General features: G+C 67.8%; 16 protein-coding genes. 8 read left to right on the top strand and 8 right to left on the bottom strand.

Features of this window, described 5'->3' with window-relative positions; translation table 11 throughout:
- The 6 genes from MMF96_RS10425 to glyA are packed head-to-tail and all read right to left on the bottom strand — an operon-like array spanning position 1 to position 7,841.
- Entirely contained in the window at positions 1 to 1,374 is a 1,374-nt protein-coding gene (locus MMF96_RS10425) for an L-serine ammonia-lyase (RefSeq protein ID WP_256883506.1), read from the bottom strand.
- Positions 1,365 to 2,000 (bottom strand): sarcosine oxidase subunit gamma, encoded by a 636-nt coding sequence (locus tag MMF96_RS10420; protein ID WP_256883505.1) that lies wholly within the window; start codon positions 1,998 to 2,000, stop codon positions 1,365 to 1,367. Before MMF96_RS10420 ends, MMF96_RS10425 begins: the two co-directional genes overlap by 10 nt.
- Positions 1,993 to 4,941, bottom strand: coding sequence for a 2Fe-2S iron-sulfur cluster-binding protein (locus MMF96_RS10415; RefSeq protein ID WP_256883504.1), 2,949 nt, complete (start codon positions 4,939 to 4,941; stop codon positions 1,993 to 1,995). The genes MMF96_RS10420 and MMF96_RS10415 overlap by 8 nt, the downstream gene beginning before the upstream one ends.
- On the bottom strand, positions 4,938 to 5,276 hold the full coding sequence (locus MMF96_RS10410) for a sarcosine oxidase subunit delta (RefSeq protein WP_256883503.1): 339 nt from the start codon (positions 5,274 to 5,276) through the stop codon (positions 4,938 to 4,940). Before MMF96_RS10410 ends, MMF96_RS10415 begins: the two co-directional genes overlap by 4 nt.
- 31 nt (positions 5,277 to 5,307) lie before the next feature.
- The gene (locus tag MMF96_RS10405; protein WP_176618415.1) at positions 5,308 to 6,528 is read right to left on the bottom strand and encodes a sarcosine oxidase subunit beta family protein; all 1,221 of its coding nucleotides are present in this window, start codon (positions 6,526 to 6,528) and stop codon (positions 5,308 to 5,310) included.
- Positions 6,525 to 7,841, bottom strand: a complete 1,317-nt coding sequence (gene glyA, locus MMF96_RS10400; protein ID WP_176618416.1) for a serine hydroxymethyltransferase — start codon at positions 7,839 to 7,841, stop codon at positions 6,525 to 6,527. Before glyA ends, MMF96_RS10405 begins: the two co-directional genes overlap by 4 nt.
- Positions 7,842 to 8,019: 178 nt before the next feature.
- On the opposite strand from glyA, the gene MMF96_RS10395 reads away from it, so the two are divergent.
- The gene (locus tag MMF96_RS10395) at positions 8,020 to 8,694 is read left to right on the top strand and encodes a GntR family transcriptional regulator (RefSeq protein ID WP_176618419.1); all 675 of its coding nucleotides are present in this window, start codon (positions 8,020 to 8,022) and stop codon (positions 8,692 to 8,694) included.
- Here MMF96_RS10395 and MMF96_RS10390 read toward each other — a convergent pair.
- The gene (locus MMF96_RS10390) at positions 8,691 to 10,196 is read right to left on the bottom strand and encodes a PucR family transcriptional regulator ligand-binding domain-containing protein (RefSeq protein WP_256883502.1); all 1,506 of its coding nucleotides are present in this window, start codon (positions 10,194 to 10,196) and stop codon (positions 8,691 to 8,693) included. The two genes, MMF96_RS10395 and MMF96_RS10390, sit on opposite strands and share 4 nt — an antisense overlap.
- Before the next feature lie 143 nt (positions 10,197 to 10,339).
- Between MMF96_RS10390 and MMF96_RS10385 the strand changes: the two genes are divergently transcribed.
- The 6 genes from MMF96_RS10385 to MMF96_RS10360 all read left to right on the top strand — a co-directional run bounded on the left by MMF96_RS10385 (position 10,340) and on the right by MMF96_RS10360 (position 17,881).
- Positions 10,340 to 11,878: a cytosine permease gene (locus MMF96_RS10385; protein ID WP_218063325.1), complete on the top strand. Its 1,539-nt coding sequence runs from the start codon at positions 10,340 to 10,342 to the stop codon at positions 11,876 to 11,878.
- A gap of 55 nt (positions 11,879 to 11,933) precedes the next feature.
- Positions 11,934 to 13,190: a M24 family metallopeptidase gene (locus tag MMF96_RS10380; RefSeq protein ID WP_176618760.1), complete on the top strand. Its 1,257-nt coding sequence runs from the start codon at positions 11,934 to 11,936 to the stop codon at positions 13,188 to 13,190.
- A gap of 132 nt (positions 13,191 to 13,322) precedes the next feature.
- The gene (locus MMF96_RS10375; RefSeq protein WP_176618776.1) at positions 13,323 to 14,120 is read left to right on the top strand and encodes a creatininase; all 798 of its coding nucleotides are present in this window, start codon (positions 13,323 to 13,325) and stop codon (positions 14,118 to 14,120) included.
- Between the two features lie 266 nt (positions 14,121 to 14,386).
- On the top strand, positions 14,387 to 15,694 hold the full coding sequence (locus MMF96_RS10370) for an MFS transporter (protein WP_256883560.1): 1,308 nt from the start codon (positions 14,387 to 14,389) through the stop codon (positions 15,692 to 15,694).
- 63 nt (positions 15,695 to 15,757) lie between these two features.
- Positions 15,758 to 17,014: a M24 family metallopeptidase gene (locus MMF96_RS10365; protein ID WP_176618760.1), complete on the top strand. Its 1,257-nt coding sequence runs from the start codon at positions 15,758 to 15,760 to the stop codon at positions 17,012 to 17,014.
- 66 nt (positions 17,015 to 17,080) lie between these two features.
- The gene (locus MMF96_RS10360) at positions 17,081 to 17,881 is read left to right on the top strand and encodes an IclR family transcriptional regulator (protein ID WP_256883501.1); all 801 of its coding nucleotides are present in this window, start codon (positions 17,081 to 17,083) and stop codon (positions 17,879 to 17,881) included.
- Between the two features lie 8 nt (positions 17,882 to 17,889).
- Here MMF96_RS10360 and MMF96_RS10355 read toward each other — a convergent pair whose 3' ends face one another.
- Positions 17,890 to 19,014, bottom strand: coding sequence for an LOG family protein (locus MMF96_RS10355; RefSeq protein ID WP_256883500.1), 1,125 nt, complete (start codon positions 19,012 to 19,014; stop codon positions 17,890 to 17,892).
- 99 nt (positions 19,015 to 19,113) lie between these two features.
- Here MMF96_RS10355 and MMF96_RS10350 point away from each other — a divergent pair, with 99 nt between their 5' ends.
- Positions 19,114 to 19,419 (top strand): rhodanese-like domain-containing protein, encoded by a 306-nt coding sequence (locus tag MMF96_RS10350; RefSeq protein ID WP_176618737.1) that lies wholly within the window; start codon positions 19,114 to 19,116, stop codon positions 19,417 to 19,419.
- Positions 19,420 to 19,577 lie beyond the last annotated feature (158 nt).

Raw genomic sequence — 19,577 nt, 5'->3', positions numbered from 1 at the left:
TCAGCACTCAATCACATTCACGGCCAGGCCCCCACGCGATGTTTCCTTGTATTTACTTTTCATGTCCGCCCCCGTCTCGCGCATGGTCTTGATCGCCTTGTCCAAGGACACCTTCTGGCTGCCGTCCCCGTGCAGGGCCAGCCGCGCCGCGTTGATCGCCTTGACGCTGGCGATCGCGTTGCGCTCGATGCACGGGATCTGCACCAGCCCGCCCACGGGGTCGCAGGTCAGGCCCAGGTTGTGTTCGATCCCGATCTCGGCCGCGTTCTCGGCCTGGACGGGCGTCCCGCCCAGCACCTCGCACAGCGCGCCGGCGGCCATGGAACACGCCGAGCCGACCTCCCCCTGGCAGCCCACCTCGGCTCCGGAGATGGAGGCGTTGAGCTTGAAGAGGATGCCGATGGCCGCCGCCGTCAGCAGGAACCGCACCACGCCGTCGTCGTCCGCGCCCGGCACAAACTTCGTGTAGTAGTGCAGCACGGCCGGGATGATGCCGGCCGCCCCGTTGGTGGGTGCGGTGACGATCCGGCCTCCCGCGGCATTTTCCTCGTTCACGGCCAGGGCAAAGAGATTCACCCATTCCATGGCCCGCAGGGGGTCCGCCGCATCCTCCCCGCGCTGCAGCTCGGCCAGCAGCCGTGGCGCGCGCCGGGTGACCTTCAACCCGCCGGGCAGGATCCCCTCGGCGGAGCACCCGTTGTCCACGCAGGTGCGCATGACGGACCAGATGTCCAGCAGCTTGGCCCGCAGTTCCTCCTCCGTGTGCCAGACCATCTCGTTGGCCAGCATGACCCCGGAGATGGACAGGCCCTCCCGCGCGCAGGTGGCCAGCAGTTCGTCGGCGGTGGTGAACGGGTACGGCAGCACGGTGTCGTCCAGGACCACCCGGTCGGCACCCACGGCCTGCTCGTCCACCACGAAGCCGCCGCCCACGGAGTAGTAGCTGCGCTCGCGCACCACGTCCCCGAGGTGGTCGAACGCGCGGAACGTCATGCCGTTGGGGTGGGCCGGCAGCGACTTGCGGCGGTGCAGCAGCACGTCCTCCTCGAAATTGAACTCCACCCGGCGCGTGCCGGCCAGCATCAGCTCGGCATCCAGGGCGGCCGCGGCCACGAGGTCGTCCGCCTTGGACGTGTCCACGGTTTCGGGCTCATGGCCGGCCAGCCCCAGCACCACGGCCTTGTCGGAGCCGTGGCCCCGGCCGGTGGCGCCCAGCGAGCCGAAGAGCTCGGCCTGGACGCGCACGACGCCGGACAGCCCGCCGTCGTGCGCCAGGCCGTCGGCAAAGCGCTTGGCCGCCCGCATCGGGCCCACCGTGTGGGAGGAGGAGGGCCCGATGCCGATGGAGAACAGGTCAAGGACGCTTAGTGCCATGCCGGGTTGCCCGCAGCGGCGAATTCCCGCATGCCGTCCAGGAGCCAGCGGCCCAGGTAGTCCGCGAACGACGCCCGCGGGAACAGCCGGAACGTGTCCGGGCCGCTCTTCCACAGCAGCACCGGGATCTTGCCGACCTCGGTGGTGATGGCCGTGCCGGCGGCGAAGGCGCGCGGGTGGAGGTCCGCCGCGCAGCTCTTCTCCAGCACCTCACGGGCGCTGGGCCCGGACAGTTCAAAGGTGGTGCGGTTGCTGGAGAGGTCCACGACCTGCCCGGCATCCGCGCCCAGCGCGGCGGTGAGGGCCTCCACCAGGTCCGCGCGGCCGCCGTCGTCCGGGGCCACGGCCAGGAACTCGTCCGGGGACAGCCACAACACGGAGACCCCGTCCGGACCGGCGGCGACCTCGCCGCAGCGCACCGGCAGGCCGCCGGTGACGGCAGCGATCCGCACGCCGGCCTCGGACAGGGGGTCCACGCGGATGCCGACCATTGTCTGGAACGGGACCTCATGGAGGGCCACGCCGTGGCTGCCCTCCACCGAACCGCGGGTGAAGTCCTCCCACAGGTGTGCGGCGGGGCTCCGGCGCAGTGCCCGGACCTGGGTGTTTTCTGCTGTGTTAACCATCTCGGCGCTTCCCTTCTGCATCAAAAAGTACTGTTTCCCCAACAACGACGTCCACCAGCTCGGAGCCGACGGCGGCCACCATGCGTTCACCGATCCGGTTGCGCCCGTCCTTGATCAGGGCCAGGCCGAAGGACCTGCCCAGGGCGGCGCTGTGGTAGCTGGAGGTGACGAAGCCCTGCATCGGCACGGGCCCGTAGGCGGGGTTCACGGTGACGCCGGCCTCCACCAGCTGGGTGCCCTCCGGCAGGCGGACCGAGTGGTCCACCGGCAGCACGCTGACGAGGTGCTTGCGGCCGTCGCGGACGGCGTCGGCGCGCCGGTAGGAGCGCTTGCCGATGAAGTCCTTGGCCTTGGAGACCACCCAGTCCATGCCCGCGTCCTGCGGGGTGACCGTGCCGTCCGTGTCCTGGCCGACGATCGGGTAGCCTTTTTCGGCGCGGAGAACGTGCATGGTCTCGGTGCCGTAGGGGGTGATGTTGAATTCGGCTCCCGCCTCGGTGACGGCCTCCCACGTGGCCAGGCCGTACCAGGCCGGGACGTTGATCTCGTAGGCGAGCTCGCCGGAGAAGGAGATGCGGCACACCCGGGCCTCCACGCCGGAGGCAAGCACCGTCTCCCGGAACGCCATGAACTTAAAGGCCTCGTTGTCCAGGTCCAGCTCCGGGGCCACCTTGGCCAGCACGGCGCGGGACTTGGGGCCGACGACGGCGACGGTGGTCCACTGCTCCGTCACCGAGGTGAAGGTTGCGTCCAGTTCGGGCCATTCGGTCTGCTGCCATTCCTCCAGCCAGTCCAGCACCTTGGCGGCGCCGCCGGTGGTGGTGGTCATGAAATAGCGGTCCTCGTCCAGGCGCAGCGTCACGCCGTCGTCGAAGATCATGCCGTCAGGGGTGCACATGACCCCGTAGCGGGCGGAGCCGGGGGCGAGCTTCTTGAACGCGTTGGTGTAGATGCGGTTCAGGAACTCCCCCGCATCCTTGCCGCGGATCTCGATCTTGCCGAGCGTGGTGGCGTCCATGTAGCCCACGGAGTCGCGGACGGCGGCGCATTCGCGCAGCACGGCGGCGTCCATGTCCTCGCCCGGCTGCGGGTAGTACCAGGGGCGCTTCCACTGTCCCACGTCCTCGAACAGGGCGCCGTGGGCCTCGTGCCAGGTGTGGATGGAGGTGCGGCGGGCTGCGTCGAACAGTTCCCCGCGCTGGCGTCCTGCCAGGGCCACGAACGGCACGGGGGTGAACGGAGCCCGGTAGGTGGTGGTGCCGATGGCGCCGATGTCCGGGTCCACGGCAGTGCCCTGCTGGCGGAACGCGGCGGCGATCACGCCGATGGCGTTGACGCCGGAGGTCTTGCCCTGGTCGTTGGCGGTGCTGATGGAGGTGTAGCGCTTGATGTGCTCCACGCTGCGCATGCCGGCCCCGGTGGACCGCCACACGTCCGCCACGCTCTGGTCGCGCTGGAAGTCCACGAAGTGGTGGTGCCAGTCCGACGCCGTCCCTTCCGTGCCGCCGACCAGCCACAGCGGGCGGGTGGGTCCGGCGGGCTGCGCCGGGCGGGCGGGGCGGGCTGCGGCCGCGGTGGCGGCGGCAACGGCGGAGGCCGTGGCGAAGCCGGCGTTGACGGCGGCCGTCGCACCGGCCGTGGCGCCTTCGGCAACACAGTCGGCCAGGACGTAGCTGCCGCGGCCGGCGCCGACGACCTGCTGGTTTTTGACCACGGTGGACGGCACAAAGCCGGCCAGCTCCAGGTCCCAGCGGACCTTGCCCTGCGCTTGGCTGTGCAGGTGCACCACCGGGCTCCAGCCGCCGGAGACGGCCAGCAGGTCGGTCTTGATGCCTTCGGCGGGGCCGGCGGGCGCGCCGTCGTCGTCGATCGCGGCGACCTGGACGGATGCCACGCGCCCGTCACCGTCCGCCGCGGTGTTGACCACGGCGCTGCCGGTCAAGATGCGCAGGTCCCCGTCCATGGCGGCGGCAACGTCGGACAGCTGCGTGCGGGCGTCCACGACCGCGGCCACCTCGATGCCGGCGGCCAGGAGGTCGGCGGCGAGCTGGTAGGCGCTGTCGTTGGTGGTGCCGATGACCACGCGGGAGCCGGCCGCCACGCCGTAGCGGTTGAGGTAGCTGCGGGCGGCGGAGGCGAGCATGATGCCCGGGCGGTCGTTGTTTTCAAACACGATCGGGCGTTCGTGGGCGCCCGTGGCCAGGACCACCTGCTTGGCGCGGATGTGCCAGATGCGCTGGCGGGAGACGCCGTCGCCGGGCTCCTGCAGCAGGTGGTCGGTGCGGTTCTGCACGGCGATCAGGAAGTTGCTGTCGTAGGAGCCGAACACGGTGGTGCGGTGCAGCACGGTGCATTCCTCGCCGGTCAGCAGCTCCGCCTCGACGTCGGCCGCCCAGTCGAGGGCAGGCCTGCCGTCGATGAGCTCGTCGCGGCCGGAAAGCAGGGCGCCGCCGAGCTCGGGCTGGTCGTTGATGAGGATCACGCGGGCGCCGGTGCGGGCCGCTTCACGTGCGGCGGCGAGGCCGGCGGGGCCGCCGCCCACCACCAGGACGTCCGTGTGGACGTACTTTTTGTCGTAGACGGCCTGGTCGTCGGCCGGGTCCAGCCTGCCCAGGCCGGAGAGGAATTCGGCGTCGAGCCCGTCCACGAGGGGCACGGCCGTGGCAGGGAGCATGGACTCGGCGGCGTGGCCGGGGAACCGGCCGGCCAACTTGATGAGGGCGTTGGATTCCTCGACACCGGCCGAGAGGATGCCGCGGGGGCGTCCCTCATACAACGAGTTGCCGGCAGCCAGGCGGCCGTTGGCGATCAGCGCGGAGGCCACGGTGTCGCCCGGGTGGCCGGTGTAGCTGGCGCCGTCGACGGTGAAGTTCCAGGTGATGCTGCGGTCAATCCGGCCGCCGCTGGCGAGCCTGGCGGGCTGGTTGGTGGGTGCGGTCATGGCTTTGCTCCTTCCGGTGCGTTGTGGTTGGTGGCTGCCTGCGTGGCGGCTGCCGCGGCCAGTCCCACCGGCGGCGCTTCGCCCATCCGATAGACGGCCTTGATGTCATAGCTGACGGTGTCGCGGACCATGTTGAACCACTTGCGGCAGCCCGCGCTGTGCACCCAGCGCTCGGCGAAGAGGCCCTTGGGGTTCTCGCGGTAGAAGAGGTACTCGGCCCACTCGCGGTCGGAGAGTTCCTCCGGGTGTTCGGGGTAGGCCACGTGTGCCTGCCCGCCGTAGTGGAATTCGGTTTCGTTGCGCGGCCCGCAGTTGGGGCATGAAAACAACAACATTGTGTGCTCCTTGTCTAAGGCCGGGGCCGGGTCAGTGGGCCACGGCGGCGGCGCCGTGTTCGTCGATGAGGGCCCCGGTTTCAAAGCGCTCCAGCGAGAACGGCTTGTTCAGCTCGTGCGGGGCGCCCGTGGCGATGGTGTGCGCGAAGGTCAGCCCGGCCGCGGGCGTGCCCTTGAAGCCGCCGGTGCCCCAGCCGCAGTTCACGAACATGTTCTCCACCGGCGTGGTGCCGACGATGGGCGAAGCGTCCATGGTGGTGTCCACGATCCCGCCCCAGGTGCGCAGCACGTGGGCCCGGGCGAAGATCGGGAACAGTTCGACGGCGGCCGCCATCTGTTCCTCGATCACGTGGAAGGAGCCGCGCTGGCCGTAGCCGTTGTAGGAGTCGACGCCGGCGCCCATGACCAGTTCGCCCTTGTGGGCCTGGGAGACGTAGACGTGGACGTGGTTGGACATGACCACCGTGGGGTGGACGGGTTCGTGCAGCTCCGAGACGAGGGCCTGCAGGGGGTGCGACTGGATGGGCAGGCGGAAGCCGGCCAGCTCCGCCAGGACCGAGCTGTGCCCGGCCGCGGCCAGGCCCACCTTTTCGGTGTTGATGGTGCCGCGGCTGGTCTGCACGCCTGTGACCCTGTTGCCGTCCTTGATGAAGCCGGTGACCTCGCAGTTCTGGATGATGTCCACGCCGAGCTCGTCGCACTTGCGGGCGAAGGCCCAGGCCACGTGGTCGTGCTTGGCGATGCCGGCCCGCGGCTGGTAGGTGGCGCCCATGACGGGGTAGCGGATGTTGTCGCTGATGTTCAGGATGGGGCACAGTTCCTTGACCTGCTTGGGGTCCAGCCATTCGGCGTCGACCCCATTGAGCTGGTTGGCGCCCACCCGGCGCACGCTCTCGCGCACGTCGCCGAGGGTGTGTGCCAGGTTCATGACGCCGCGCTGGCTGAACAGGAAGTCGTACTCGAGTTCCTCGGGCAGGATCTCCCACAGCTTGAGCGCGTGTTCGTAGATGGCGGCGCTTTCATCCCACAGGTAGTTGGAGCGGATGATGGTGGTGTTGCGGGCCATGTTGCCCCCGGCCAGCCAGCCCTTTTCCAGGATGGCGATGTTCGTCATCCCGTGGTTCTTGGCCAGGAAGTAGGCGGTGGCCAGGCCGTGCCCGCCGCCGCCGACGATCACGGCGTCGTAGGACTTTTTGGGGTCCGGGTTGCGCCACAGGAAGTCGGGGTGCTCCGGCAGGTGTTCGGTGGTCACTGTGCGTCTCCGTTCGGGGTCGTTCCGGTGCGTGGCGTGCCGGAGAGGTTGGGGTAAAGGGGGAATTTTTCGGCCAGGACGGTGACCCGGTCGCGGAGCAGCACGGCCGCTTCCTCGCTGAGTTCGCCCTTGATGGCCTCGGCGATGATGTCCGCCACCTCGGTGAACTCGGCCGGGCCGAATCCGCGGGTGGCCAGGGCCGGGGTGCCGATCCGCAGCCCGGAGGACACCATCGGCGGCCGGGGGTCGAACGGGACGGCGTTGCGGTTGACGGTGATGCCGATCCGGTGCAGGCGGTCCTCGCCCTGCTGCCCGTCCAGTTCGGAGTTGCGCAGGTCCACCAGGACCAGGTGGACGTCGGTGCCGCCGCCCACCACGGAGATCCCGTATTCGGCAACGTCCGGCGCCAGCAGGCGTTCGGCCAGGATCCTGGCCCCTTCCAGCGTGCGCTGCTGGCGGTCCCTGAAGTCCTGGGACGCGGCGATCTTGAAGGAGACGGCCTTGGCGGCGATCACGTGTTCCAGCGGCCCGCCCTGCTGGCCGGGGAAAACGGCGGAGTTGATCTTGCGGGCCAGCGATTCGCGGCTGAGGATGACGCCGCCGCGCGGGCCGCCCAGCGTCTTGTGCGTGGTGGTGGTGACGACGTCGGCATAAGGCACGGGGCTGGGGTGCAGCCCCGCGGCCACCAGGCCGGCAAAGTGGGCCATGTCCACCATGAGGTAGGCGCCCACCAGGTCCGCGATGCGCCGGAATTCGGCAAAGTCGAGCTGGCGGGTGTAGGCGGACCAGCCGGCGACGATCAGCTTCGGCCGGTGCTCCAGCGCCAGCGCCTCCACCTCGGCCATGTCCACCGTCATGTCGGATTCGCGCACGTGGTACGGGACCACGTTGTACAGCTTGCCGGAGTAGTTGATCCGCATGCCGTGGGTCAGGTGGCCGCCGTGGGCCAGGTCCAGGCCCATGATGGTGTCCCCCGGCTCCAGCAGCGCAAACATGGCTGCCGCGTTGGCCTGTGCGCCGGAGTGCGGCTGGACGTTGGCGGCCTCGGCCCCGAACAGGGCCTTGATCCGATCGATCGCCAGCTGCTCGATCACGTCAACGTGCTCACAGCCGCCGTAGTAGCGCTTCCCGGGGTAGCCCTCGGCGTACTTGTTGGTCAGTACGGAGCCCTGGGCGGCCATGACCGCGGCCGGGGCAAAGTTTTCAGAGGCGATCATTTCCAGCGTGGTCTGCTGGCGGCCAAGTTCGGCGGCGATGGCCGCATCCACCTCGGCGTCAACACCGGCCAGGGTGCTGGTGAGCACGTTTACCATGGGAAAGCTCCTTTGCAATCTCGATCTAATGCACAACTGCTAGTGGACTAATACATAACTGATATATTAGATTGAGTGCAACAATATGGTGTAGCTCACGTGGAGTCAAGCGCCACGGGAATATGACCGGCGCAGGCCTCCGGGCCGGTGCGGCCAAACGGGAAGGAACGGGGACATGATGAGTCTTGCAGTGGAGAACGAGGTGGCGGCAGGGGACGCCGGCCTGCCGCTTTCCGAGCAGGCCTACCGGCACCTGCGGGACCAATTGATCATGCTGGAGATCCGTCCGGGCGAGGCCATCAACGATTCGGCACTGGCCGGCCAGCTGGGCATTGGGCGCACGCCGGTGCGCGAGGCCCTCAAGCGGCTTGAAAGCGACCACCTGGTGGTTTCCTACCCGCGGCGCGGCACCTTTGCCACCCGGGTTGACATCACGGAACTGGCGGACATTTCCGAGATCCGTGAACTGCTGGAGCCGCTGGCGGCCCAGCGCGCGGCACGGAGCGCCACCGCGGACCTGCGGGCCCGCCTGCGGCAGTTGGCAGCGGACATTGCGGCCTCCGACCCCGCCGGAGCGGACCAGCTGGCCCTCATGCGCTTTGACATCACGGTGCACCGGCAGATCTATGCGGCCGCCGCCAATCCGCACCTGGAGGACGTGCTCATCCGGTATGACAACCTGGCCACCCGCATCTGGTGCCTGGTGCTGGACAAGATTCCGTCCGTGGCCGGGCACATCGCCGAGCACGTGGCGCTGCTCGAGGCCATTGCCGACGGCGACGCCGGGCTCGCCGGCAGCCTGGCGCTGGAGCATGTGACCAGCTTCGAGAAGACAGTCCGCAGCGTCCTTTAGGCCGGACCGCCCGCGGCACGCCCGCCCGGGACGCCGTTGGCTGCAGCCTTGGCGGCAATGTGGATGTCGAACAACCTGCCGGAGGTGCGGGGGTCCCCGCCCAGCAGCTCGGCGATCTTGTTCAGGCGCTTGTGCATGGTCTGGCGCTCAATGTTCAGCGTGGCGGCCGAGCCGGTGGTGTTGCAGCCCGAATCCAGCCAGCACACAAGTGTCTTGAGCAGTTCCGTGCCGTGCTTCCGGTCCCAGGCGAGCAGCTCCCCCATGCTGGAGCGCACATAAGGGTCCATGAAGGCCTGCCCGTGCACCGCGCCCAGGATGCGCCGGCCCAAAAACTCCATGGCGTCGAGCACCTGCCCGCCGGCCGGCGCGCCGAGCCGCAGCACCTCCCGCGCCTCCACGTAGGACTCGTGGGCGCGGAACCCGGCGGCCACGCCGGGCCCGAAAGCCGCGCAGACGTCCGCGCCGCGCACCGCCTCCCGCGCCGCGGCGATCAGCGCCTCCCGCGCCGCCCGGGCGGTATTTGGCGCCAGGGCGAACAAGACGGCCAGCTCGCCGTCGCGCAGGTGGGACTTGGCGTTCACTCCCCCGGCGCGCAGGGCACGTTCGACGGCGGTAAAGTTCGCCTCCCTGCCGGAGGTGCGAAAAACGGCCATGACCGCGGCCTGTTCCGGCCGCAGCCCGGCCTGCTGCCACAGCAGGCGCACGCTGCCGCCGTCCCCGCCCTCCATGACCGATTCCAACAGGCGCGCCTCGGCCACCTGCGCCGGCGTGGGCCGAAACGACTGCGCCAGGGCGAGGGCAAAAATGCCCGACAGCCTGTCCGCGGCCAGCTCCAATACAAGTGAATCCTCCGACGGCGACCGGAGCGTCAGCTGGGCCGCCAGCTGCCCGCCGACCACAATGCCGGCCACCGCCGTCGACCCTTCGCCGCCCTCCACACTGCCAGCCTGGCCAAGGGGCAGCCCGTCGGCTGCCGCCAGCGACACCTCCACCCCCAGCGCCGAGGCCACCATCCCCAGGATGGTCGGCAGGTGCGGCCCCCGGTCGGTGATGTGGCGCGCGATCCGGCGGGAGACGTCGTCGACCACCAGGTGCGCGTCCGCCTGCTCGTTGACCACACGGCGGTTCACCGATTCGGCGATGTCAACGAACGGCGCGACGGCATGCAGCTCGATCAACGGCAGCCCGCTCTCGTTGGCGGCGGCAATCAGCCCGTCGGGCAGGGGCGCGTCGCGGCCGGCCGTCTGCAGGGCCAGGGCGGCGATGTTCCGCCCCGCCAGGCTGCGGACATAGTCCCGCTGTTGGTCGGCGGGCAGGGCCAGCAGCCCCTCCCCGCCGGAGAGCAGCAGCTCCCCGCCGCGCAGGAGCGGGGCAATCTCCAGCACCTCACTCGAATGCACCCACCGGACAACTCGTTGGAGCGTGCCGGGGATATTGCTGCACAGCTCCGGCCCGGCGGCCGACATGGACTGGGAGGCAAGGACTTCGGCAAGAGTGATCATGGGATTCCCGACGTTGAAATGAGACTTTTAGTCACTTGTTTTCCACTTAGTGTAATCACAATGTCCCTAGGCTGTGTGCCAGCTCACCCATAGGCTGGAACAAGTTTGAAGCCCACACCACCCTGCAGCGAATCGAGACCCGCATGAACCGCACCCAGCAACGGCCGCCAGAGTCGGCGACCGTCGAGGTTGAAGACATGCTGCAGCCCATCCCCGAAACGGCACGGACCACCAAGCTGTCCGGCCAGTTTTGGATTTGGGCCGGCGCCAACGTCGCCCCGATCAACTGGATCCTCGGGGCCCTCGGCATCCAGCTGGGACTGGGCCTGCGCGACACCCTGATTGTGCTGATCGCCGGCAACCTGATCGGCATGGCCGGCTTTGGCTTCTTCGTCATCCTCGGCCAGCGCACCGGTGCCACCGGCATGCTGCTGGCACGCGGCGCCTTCGGCAGGCGCGGCGCCTACCTCCCGGCAGCCATCCAGGCGACCATCGCCATCGGCTGGTCCGCGGTCAACACCTGGGTCATCCTGGACCTGGTCATGGCACTGTTCGGCATGATCGGATGGGTTGATCCCCACCAGCGCAACATCCTGGTGCGCATCGCCGTGGCCGCCGTCATCATGGGCGTGCAGGTGGCCATCTGCTACCGCGGCTACCGCGCCATCGCGAAGTTCGAACGCCTCACCATGCCTCCCACGATCATCGTGCTGGTGGCGATGTCCATCATCGCCTGGACGCACCTGAACATCAACTGGGGGTATGCAGGCCCGGCCGGCCACGTCCTGTCAGGCATGCCCCGCATTGCGGCCATGTCCGCGATCATGACCGTCATCGGCATCGGCTGGGGCATCGGCTGGTTCACGTACGCCCCCGACTACTCCCGCTTCGTCAGCCGCACCGTCAAGCCGGCCAAGCTGTTTCTGGTCAGCGTCCTGGGGCAGTTCCTGCCCGTCGTCTGGCTGGGCATCCTCGGCGCCAGCCTCGCGACAAAGAACGGCTCGGCCGATCCCGGGGAACTGATTGTCTCCAGTTTCGGCACCATGGCCATCCCGGTCATCCTGCTGGTGATCCACGGCCCCATCGCCACCAACATCATCAACCTGTACACCTTCGGCGTCGCCTTCCAGGCCCTTGATGTGAAGATCTCCCGCCGCAAGCTCTCGATCCTGGTCGGCATCCTGTCCATGGGCGCCGTGATCGCCTTCATGTTTGCCCAGGACTTTGCGGCGATCCTGGACACCTGGCTCGGCACGATTGTCGCCTGGGTCGCGACCTGGGGCGGCATCATGGCCGTCCACTACTTCATCTTTGAACGGCACCACAAGGACTATTCGTACTTGTTCCTGGACGCGAAGTCCACGTCCCTCAAGTCCGTCAATCCCATCGCCTTCATCGCCTTCTTCGCAGGCATCCTCATGACCTGGCTGTTCATGTACGGCGGGATGCCCATCCTTCAGGGTCCGGTCGCCACGGCCATGGGCGGGATCGACCTGTCCTGGCTGGCCGGTTCCGTGACCGCCGCCGGCGTGTACTTCGCCCTCGGCTACCCACGCTTCCGCAGGCGCATCAAGGCCGGCGTTCCGCTGGGCATCCGCGCAGGGCTGCACGAAGATGCCGTGCTGGCCGAGCACGGCGACGCCTGCGAGGACAGGCACGCGGAACCATCGCAGCTCATCTAGCCCCCAAAATTTCCCTTCCATCTACAAATCACGATCAATGCAAAGGAACACCCCGATGACCATCACCACCTCCCCGGCCGCGACGTCCGTCACCGAGCTCGAGCGCCTCAAGACCCTGCACAACGGCACCAAGGCGCCCCTGACCTTCACCGACGCCGAATTCGAACGCCGCCTGACCGGACTGCGCACCATCATGGCCGAAAAAAACCTCGACGCCGTCGTCCTGACCAGCTACCACAACATCAAGTACTACTCCGACTACCTCTTCACCTACTTCGGCCGCTCCTACGCCCTCGTCGTCACCCCCAACGACTCGGTCTCCATCACCGCCAACATCGACGCCGGCATGCCCTGGCGCACCAGCTACGGCGACAACATCGTCTACACCGACTGGCGCCGCGACAACTTCTACTTCGGCATCCAGGAAGCCCTCAACCGCCGCGGCATCAAGGCCACCCGCCTCGGCGTCGAAGACGACACCCTCCCCGTCCTGCTCCGCGACAAACTCCAGGCCGCCTTCCCCAACGCCACCCTCACCGACGTCTCCCAGGCCGCCATGCGCCAACGCATGATCAAGTCCGCCGAAGAAATCGAAGTCATCAAACACGGCGCCCGCATCGGCGACCTCGGCGGCGAAGCCATCAAGGCCGCCATCCGCGAAGGCATCAGCGAATACGAAGTCGCCCTCATCGGCACCGAAACCATGGTCCACGAAATCGCCCGCACCTTCCCCGACCAGGAAGTCCGCGACACCTGGGTCTGGTTCCAATCCGGCATCAACACCGACGGCGCCCACAACTGGGCCACCACCCGCAAACTCCAACAAGGAGACATCCTCTCCCTGAACTGCTTCCCCATGACCAGCGGCTACTACACCGCCCTGGAACGCACCCTCTTCCTCGGCGAACCCGACGCCCGCTCCCTGGAACTGTGGAACATCAACGTCGAAGTCCACGAACGCGGCCTCGAACTCATCAAGCCCGGCGCCGTCTGCAAGGACATCGCCGCCGAACTCAACGAAATCTACATCAGCCACAACCTCCTCCCCAACCGCACCTTCGGCTACGGACACTCCTTCGGCGTCCTCTCCCACTACTACGGCCGCGAAGCAGGCCTGGAACTGCGCGAAGACATCGACACCGTCCTCGAACCCGGCATGGTCGTCTCCATGGAACCCATGATCACCGTCCCCGACGGCCAACCCGGAGCCGGCGGCTACCGCGAACACGACATCCTCGTCGTCGGCGACACCACCGCCGAAAACATCACCAAATTCGGCTACGGCCCCAACAACAACATCATCAACCCCTAACACCCACCAGCTGCGGCGGCCACCCGCCGCCGCAGCGGTGGCCCGCACCAACCTGCCGGCCGCACGCGCGCCGTGCGGCAGGCAGGTGTACAGCACGCACAGCACGCAGAATTCAACGAGGAGCCACCCCCGATGGACAAGTCAGTATTCCTGGAAGACATGGACGCCTTCGCCTACCGCGAAGCCCTCGCGTCGGGGAAGGCCACCGTCCTCATCCCGGTCGGGTCGCTGGAGCAGCACGGACCACACCTGCCGCTCGGCACGGACACCGTCCTGTCCAAGCACTTCGCCGAGGGCATCGCCAGGCGGCTGGGGGCCCTCGTCGCACAGCCGATCGCCTACGGGTACAAGTCCCAGCAGAAGTCCGGCGGCGGAAACCACCTCCCGGGCACCACCAGCCTGGATGGCGCGGCCCTCATCGGCATGACGCGCAACCTGGTCAAGTCCTTCCTCAACCAGGGCATCCGGAACGTGGTGTTTGTCAACGGGCATTTCGAGAACTACCAGTTCCTGTACGAGGGCATTGACCTGGCACTGGAGGAGCTGGGGATCGGGCCGGGGGCCGAACAGAGCGTCCTGCTGCTTTCCTACTGGGACTTTGTCAGCCAGGAAACGCTCTCACAGGTCTACCCCGGCGGCTTCCCGGGCTGGGACATCGAGCACGGCGGGGTCCTGGAGACCTCGCTGATGCTTCACCTGGAGCCGGCCCGCGTTGCCATGGACCGACTGGTCGACGGCCCGGCCGCGGTGCTGCCGCGCTTCGACCGGCTCCCCGTGGTGCCGGAACGGACGCCGGCCACCGGATGCCTGTCCTCCGCCGCCGGCTCCAGCGCGGCCAAGGGCGAACTGCTCTACGGGCAGGTCGTGGCCGAGCTGGCCCTGGACCTGGCGGACGAACTGGCCCTGCAGCCCGAGGGGGTGCCCGCCTAGCCGGGAAGCATTGGAGCCAACTCGATTGCACACCTTGCAACAACGGCGCCGCACCGGGTAAATTCCCGGTGCGGCACGCAGTTCCCTGCCGCCGGCAGTTCCGATGTTCACCAAACCCTTGACAGTGATTCCGCCCACACATAATCTAGTGCAACAGCGTTGCACTCATTGCAACCCAAACTTTTTTGGTGGAACCCATGACAAATCACAAAAACCCCGGCACGGGCCGGACGGCAACGGTGCCGGCCGCCGACGGGCAATTGAGCATGAGCGGGCAGCTGCGCCCGGGCGGCGGCAACGGACTTGACGCCGGCACGCGGCGGCGCGTCATCACCGCCAGCTTCATCGGCAACTTTGTTGAATGGTTTGACTACGCCGTCTACGGCTACCTGGCAGCCACAATCGCCCACGCGTTCTTTCCCACGGCCGACAAGCAGACCGGGCTGCTGCTGACGTTTGGCGTCTTCGCCATCTCCTTCTTTGTCCGCCCGCTCGGCGGCTTCATCTGGGGCCAGATCGGTGACAAGGTGGGGCGCAAGAACGCACTGTCGCTCTCCATCCTGATCATGTCCGGCGCCACGTTCGCCATCGCCCTGATCCCCGGCTACAACACTGTGGGCCTGGCCGCACCCATCCTGCTGTTGGTGGTGCGTGTGGTCCAGGGCTTCTCCGCCGCCGGCGAGTACGCCGGGGCCTCGGCATTCCTGGTCGAGTACGCCCCGCCGAACCGGCGCGGCATTTACGCGGCCGTGGTGCCCGCCAGCACGGCCGCCGGCCTGCTGCTCGGCTCCCTCATCGCAGCCCTGCTGTCCATCACATTGACCACGGGACAGATGAACGACTGGGGCTGGCGCCTGCCGTTCCTGCTCGCCGCCCCCATGGGCCTGATCGGCAGGTACATCCGCACGAAGCTCGAAGACACCCCCGCCTTCCGCGCCATGGCGGAGAAGGACAACGCCGTCAAGGCCCCCGTCGCGGCGCTGTTCAAAAACCACTGGCAGGGCCTGCTGCTGGCGGTGGGCGCGGTGCTGCTCAACGCCGTCGGCTTTTACGTCATCCTCAGCTACATGCCCACATACCTGAGCGAGGAACTGGGCTTTGGCGCCGCGGAATCGTTCCTGGCCACCACCATTGCCCTGCTCACCTACATCGGCTTCATCTTCCTCACCGGCCTGGCGTCGGACAGGTTTGGGCGCAAGCGCGTGCTGATCACCGCTTCCGTGCTGTTCATCCTGCTGACGGTGCCAGCCTTCATGCTGCTGGACACCCGGAACTTCCTGGTGATCCTGCTGGTGCAGATCCTGCTCGGCGGCATGCTGACACTCAACGACGGCACCCTGCCCAGCTTCCTGGCCGAGCTGTTCCCCACACGCGTCCGCTACAGCGGCTTCGCCGTCAGCTTCAACCTGTCCAACGCCCTGTTCGGCGGCACCGCACCGTTCGTGGCAACGCTGCTCATCGCCACGTCCGGCTCGAAGCTTGCGCCCGGCTGGTACCTGGTGGCCGCGGCCCTGATCTCCCTGGTGGCCGTGCTGTGCGCCAAGGAAACGTCCAAGGAACCGCTGCAGGCCTGACGCGCCCGCCCAAATCCTTCCCTTCAATCAACACATCAAAAAAATAAGCAAAGGAACACCCCGATGACCATCACCACCTCCCCGGCCGCGACGTCCGTCACCGAGCTCGAGCGCCTCAAGACCCTGCACAACGGCACCAAGGCGCCCCTGACCTTCACCGACGCCGAATTCGAACGCCGCCTGACCGGACTGCGCACCATCATGGCCGAAAAAAACCTCGACGCCGTCGTCCTGACCAGCTACCACAACATCAAGTACTACTCCGACTACCTCTTCACCTACTTCGGCCGCTCCTACGCCCTCGTCGTCACCCCCAACGACTCGGTCTCCATCACCGCCAACATCGACGCCGGCATGCCCTGGCGCACCAGCTACGGCGACAACATCGTCTACACCGACTGGCGCCGCGACAACTTCTACTTCGGCATCCAGGAAGCCCTCAACCGCCGCGGCATCAAGGCCACCCGCCTCGGCGTCGAAGACGACACCCTCCCCGTCCTGCTCCGCGACAAACTCCAGGCCGCCTTCCCCAACGCCACCCTCACCGACGTCTCCCAGGCCGCCATGCGCCAACGCATGATCAAGTCCGCCGAAGAAATCGAAGTCATCAAACACGGCGCCCGCATCGGCGACCTCGGCGGCGAAGCCATCAAGGCCGCCATCCGCGAAGGCATCAGCGAATACGAAGTCGCCCTCATCGGCACCGAAACCATGGTCCACGAAATCGCCCGCACCTTCCCCGACCAGGAAGTCCGCGACACCTGGGTCTGGTTCCAATCCGGCATCAACACCGACGGCGCCCACAACTGGGCCACCACCCGCAAACTCCAACAAGGAGACATCCTCTCCCTGAACTGCTTCCCCATGACCAGCGGCTACTACACCGCCCTGGAACGCACCCTCTTCCTCGGCGAACCCGACGCCCGCTCCCTGGAACTGTGGAACATCAACGTCGAAGTCCACGAACGCGGCCTCGAACTCATCAAGCCCGGCGCCGTCTGCAAGGACATCGCCGCCGAACTCAACGAAATCTACATCAGCCACAACCTCCTCCCCAACCGCACCTTCGGCTACGGACACTCCTTCGGCGTCCTCTCCCACTACTACGGCCGCGAAGCAGGCCTGGAACTGCGCGAAGACATCGACACCGTCCTCGAACCCGGCATGGTCGTCTCCATGGAACCCATGATCACCGTCCCCGACGGCCAACCCGGAGCCGGCGGCTACCGCGAACACGACATCCTCGTCGTCGGCGACACCACCGCCGAAAACATCACCAAATTCGGCTACGGCCCCAACAACAACATCATCAACCCCTAACACCCACCAGCTGCGGCGGCCACCCGCCGCCGCAGCTGCACTTATTTAACCGACAGGTAGGGAAAGATGGTGTCCATGACTCCTCCGGCAACCACGGCAAATTCCGGCTCTTCCGACACGCGGGGAACCTCCGTCATTGTCAACGCCATCGCCGTCATGCGCTGCTTTTCCGCCCAGGAGCCGCTGCTGGGCGTGACGGAAATTGCCCAGCGGGTGGGCATGCACAAAAGCACCGTCTCCCGGATCCTGGCCACGCTGGAGCAGGAGGAGCTGGTGGAGCGGGACCCGGACTCCCGCCGTTTCAAGCTGGGCCTGGGCATCATCGCGGTGGCAGGCCCGCTGCTGGCCGAGCTGGAGGAACGGCGCGTGGCCTATCCGCTGCTGCGCCGGCTCACCGAACAGACGGGTGAAACGAGCGCCCTGATGGTGTGGAACGGGCGCGAATCCATGTGCGTGGAGCAGATCGCCAGCCCCCAGCAGGTCAAGCACACCACACCGCTCGGTGCCCGCTACCACGATGCCATGAGCGCATCTGTGCAGGTCTTCCTGTCCCTGGAACCGGAGGACCGGGTGCGCAGCCTGTTGCGCGACGGCACCCTCGCCTATGCCGGCCTGGACGACGCCGGGCTGGAGGCCTACCTCCTGCGGCTCGCGGACGTCGGCCGGCGCGGCTACGCGACCAACTACGGCGAGTCGGCGCTGGACGAGGTGGGCGTCGCCGCCCCGGTGTATGACCACCGCGGCAACCCCGTGGCCGCCGTCCTGATCCCGGCGCCGAAGTTCCGGGTCTCGCACGAGCGGCTGCTGACCCTCGGCGAGGCGTGTGCGGCCACCGCACGCCTGGTCACGAGCCGGCTCGGCGGCTGAGGCGGCACTCAGGCCAGCAGCGCGCAGGCTTCCTCCACGGTGTCCACCACGTGCACCTGCTCCGCCATCGCACGCCCGTTGGCCAGTGCCGAAAGCAGCGCCCGCACGGGCAGCTCCTCTTCCCAGTGCCGCCGGCCCACCAGGATCATCGGGGCCACCGCCTCCGCCGCCGCGTAGTAGTTCTCGCAGGCGTCCTGGAAGATTTCCTGCACCGTGCCGGCCGCGCCGGGCAGGAAGATGATGCCGCCGCCGGAGCGGGAAAGCAGCACGGCCTCCCGGATGGAATTGGTGAAATACTTGGCAATCCGGGTGGCGAAGGGGTTCGGCGGCTCATGGCCGTAAAACCAGGTGGGGACGCCCAGGCTGTCGGCCCCGCCCGGGAAATCGGCCAGCACCCGCCCCGCGGCGCGCACCCAGGCGGTGATGGACGGCCGGAAGCCGGGGACGGCGGACAAGGTGCGCAGGGCACGGTCCAGGGCGCCGTCGTCGTACACGGAAAGGTAGGCGCCCAGATTGGCGGCCTCCATGGTGCCGGGGCCGCCACCGGTCGCCACCAGCGCACCCCGGGCGGCCAGCATCCGGCCCAGCTGCGCCGCCCGGGCGTACCCGGCGCTGCCGCGGGCCTCGGCGTGCCCGCCCATGACGCCCACCACCGGTTTCCCGTCGGCGGCGCAGGCGTCCAGGAACTCGTCCAGGGCGCCGGAGATGGCGTGGTCGTGCATGGCGGTGGCGAGCGTGGCATCCAGTGCCCGCCCGTGGCCATCCTGCAACGTCCACTGGTAGATTTGCGCGTCCGGGACGGCCTCATATTCAGCCCCCGAAACCCCCGCATACAGTTCCCCGCCCGTATAAAGGTGCCCGCGGTAGGCGTTGAACGGAATGTTCGGCAGCGGGGGGAAAATCAGCGCGCCGCGTGCCCGCAGCTGACCCTCGACGCCTTTCGCAAACCGGCAGCCCATGAAGATTGCGCCTGAGGCGCCCAGCCGGGCCAGCTCAGCAGACCTCTGCTGCAGGTCCACCGACTGGAAGTGCCAGCCGTGCATCGAGGATGCGCCGCCAGCCATCAGCGCGTCGAAGCCGGCCAGGTCTTCGACGTCGACGGCCTTGTTGCGCGGGGCGCGGGATGGGGTCACGAACCCAGCTTAGCCATGACGACGCATTCGGTGCCGGAGCCGGATGCCGGTACGGTGTAAATGGCGGTTTTCCGCCGTCCCCGACCCAGAGGAGCACCCATGAAGGAAATCACCACCGCGGACGTCCTGGCTGCCGGCCCCGATGTGCAGCTCATCGACGTCCGGGAGGCCGACGAGACAGCCACCGGCATGATTGCCGGGGCCATTCACCTGCCCTCCGGCTCGGTCGTTGACCGTGCCGGCGAGCTGGACAAGTCCCGCCGTGTCATCGCCGTCTGCCACGGCGGCGGGCGCAGCGGCCGGATCGCCGCAGTCCTCACCGGGATGGGTTTCGACGCGGACACGCTGGTGGGCGGCATGAGCAATTGGGAGGCCGAGGGCCTGCCGATGGTCGCCCCGGAGTAGCCTTCCATCCCGGCGCGCTGCCGCCGGCTACCGGGGCAGCTGGCCGGTGGTTTCAGCCACTTCGGCCTCGAGTTCCTGGGCGAGTTCGCCGTGGCCGCCCATGGCTTCGAGTTCGTGGGCGAGCTCGGCCAGTTCGGCACCGCCGGCCATTTGGGCCG

This window comes from Arthrobacter sp. STN4 (assembly GCF_024539665.1).
Lineage (GTDB): Bacteria > Actinomycetota > Actinomycetes > Actinomycetales > Micrococcaceae > Specibacter.
This window is presented reverse-complemented; position numbering and strand designations above follow the sequence as displayed.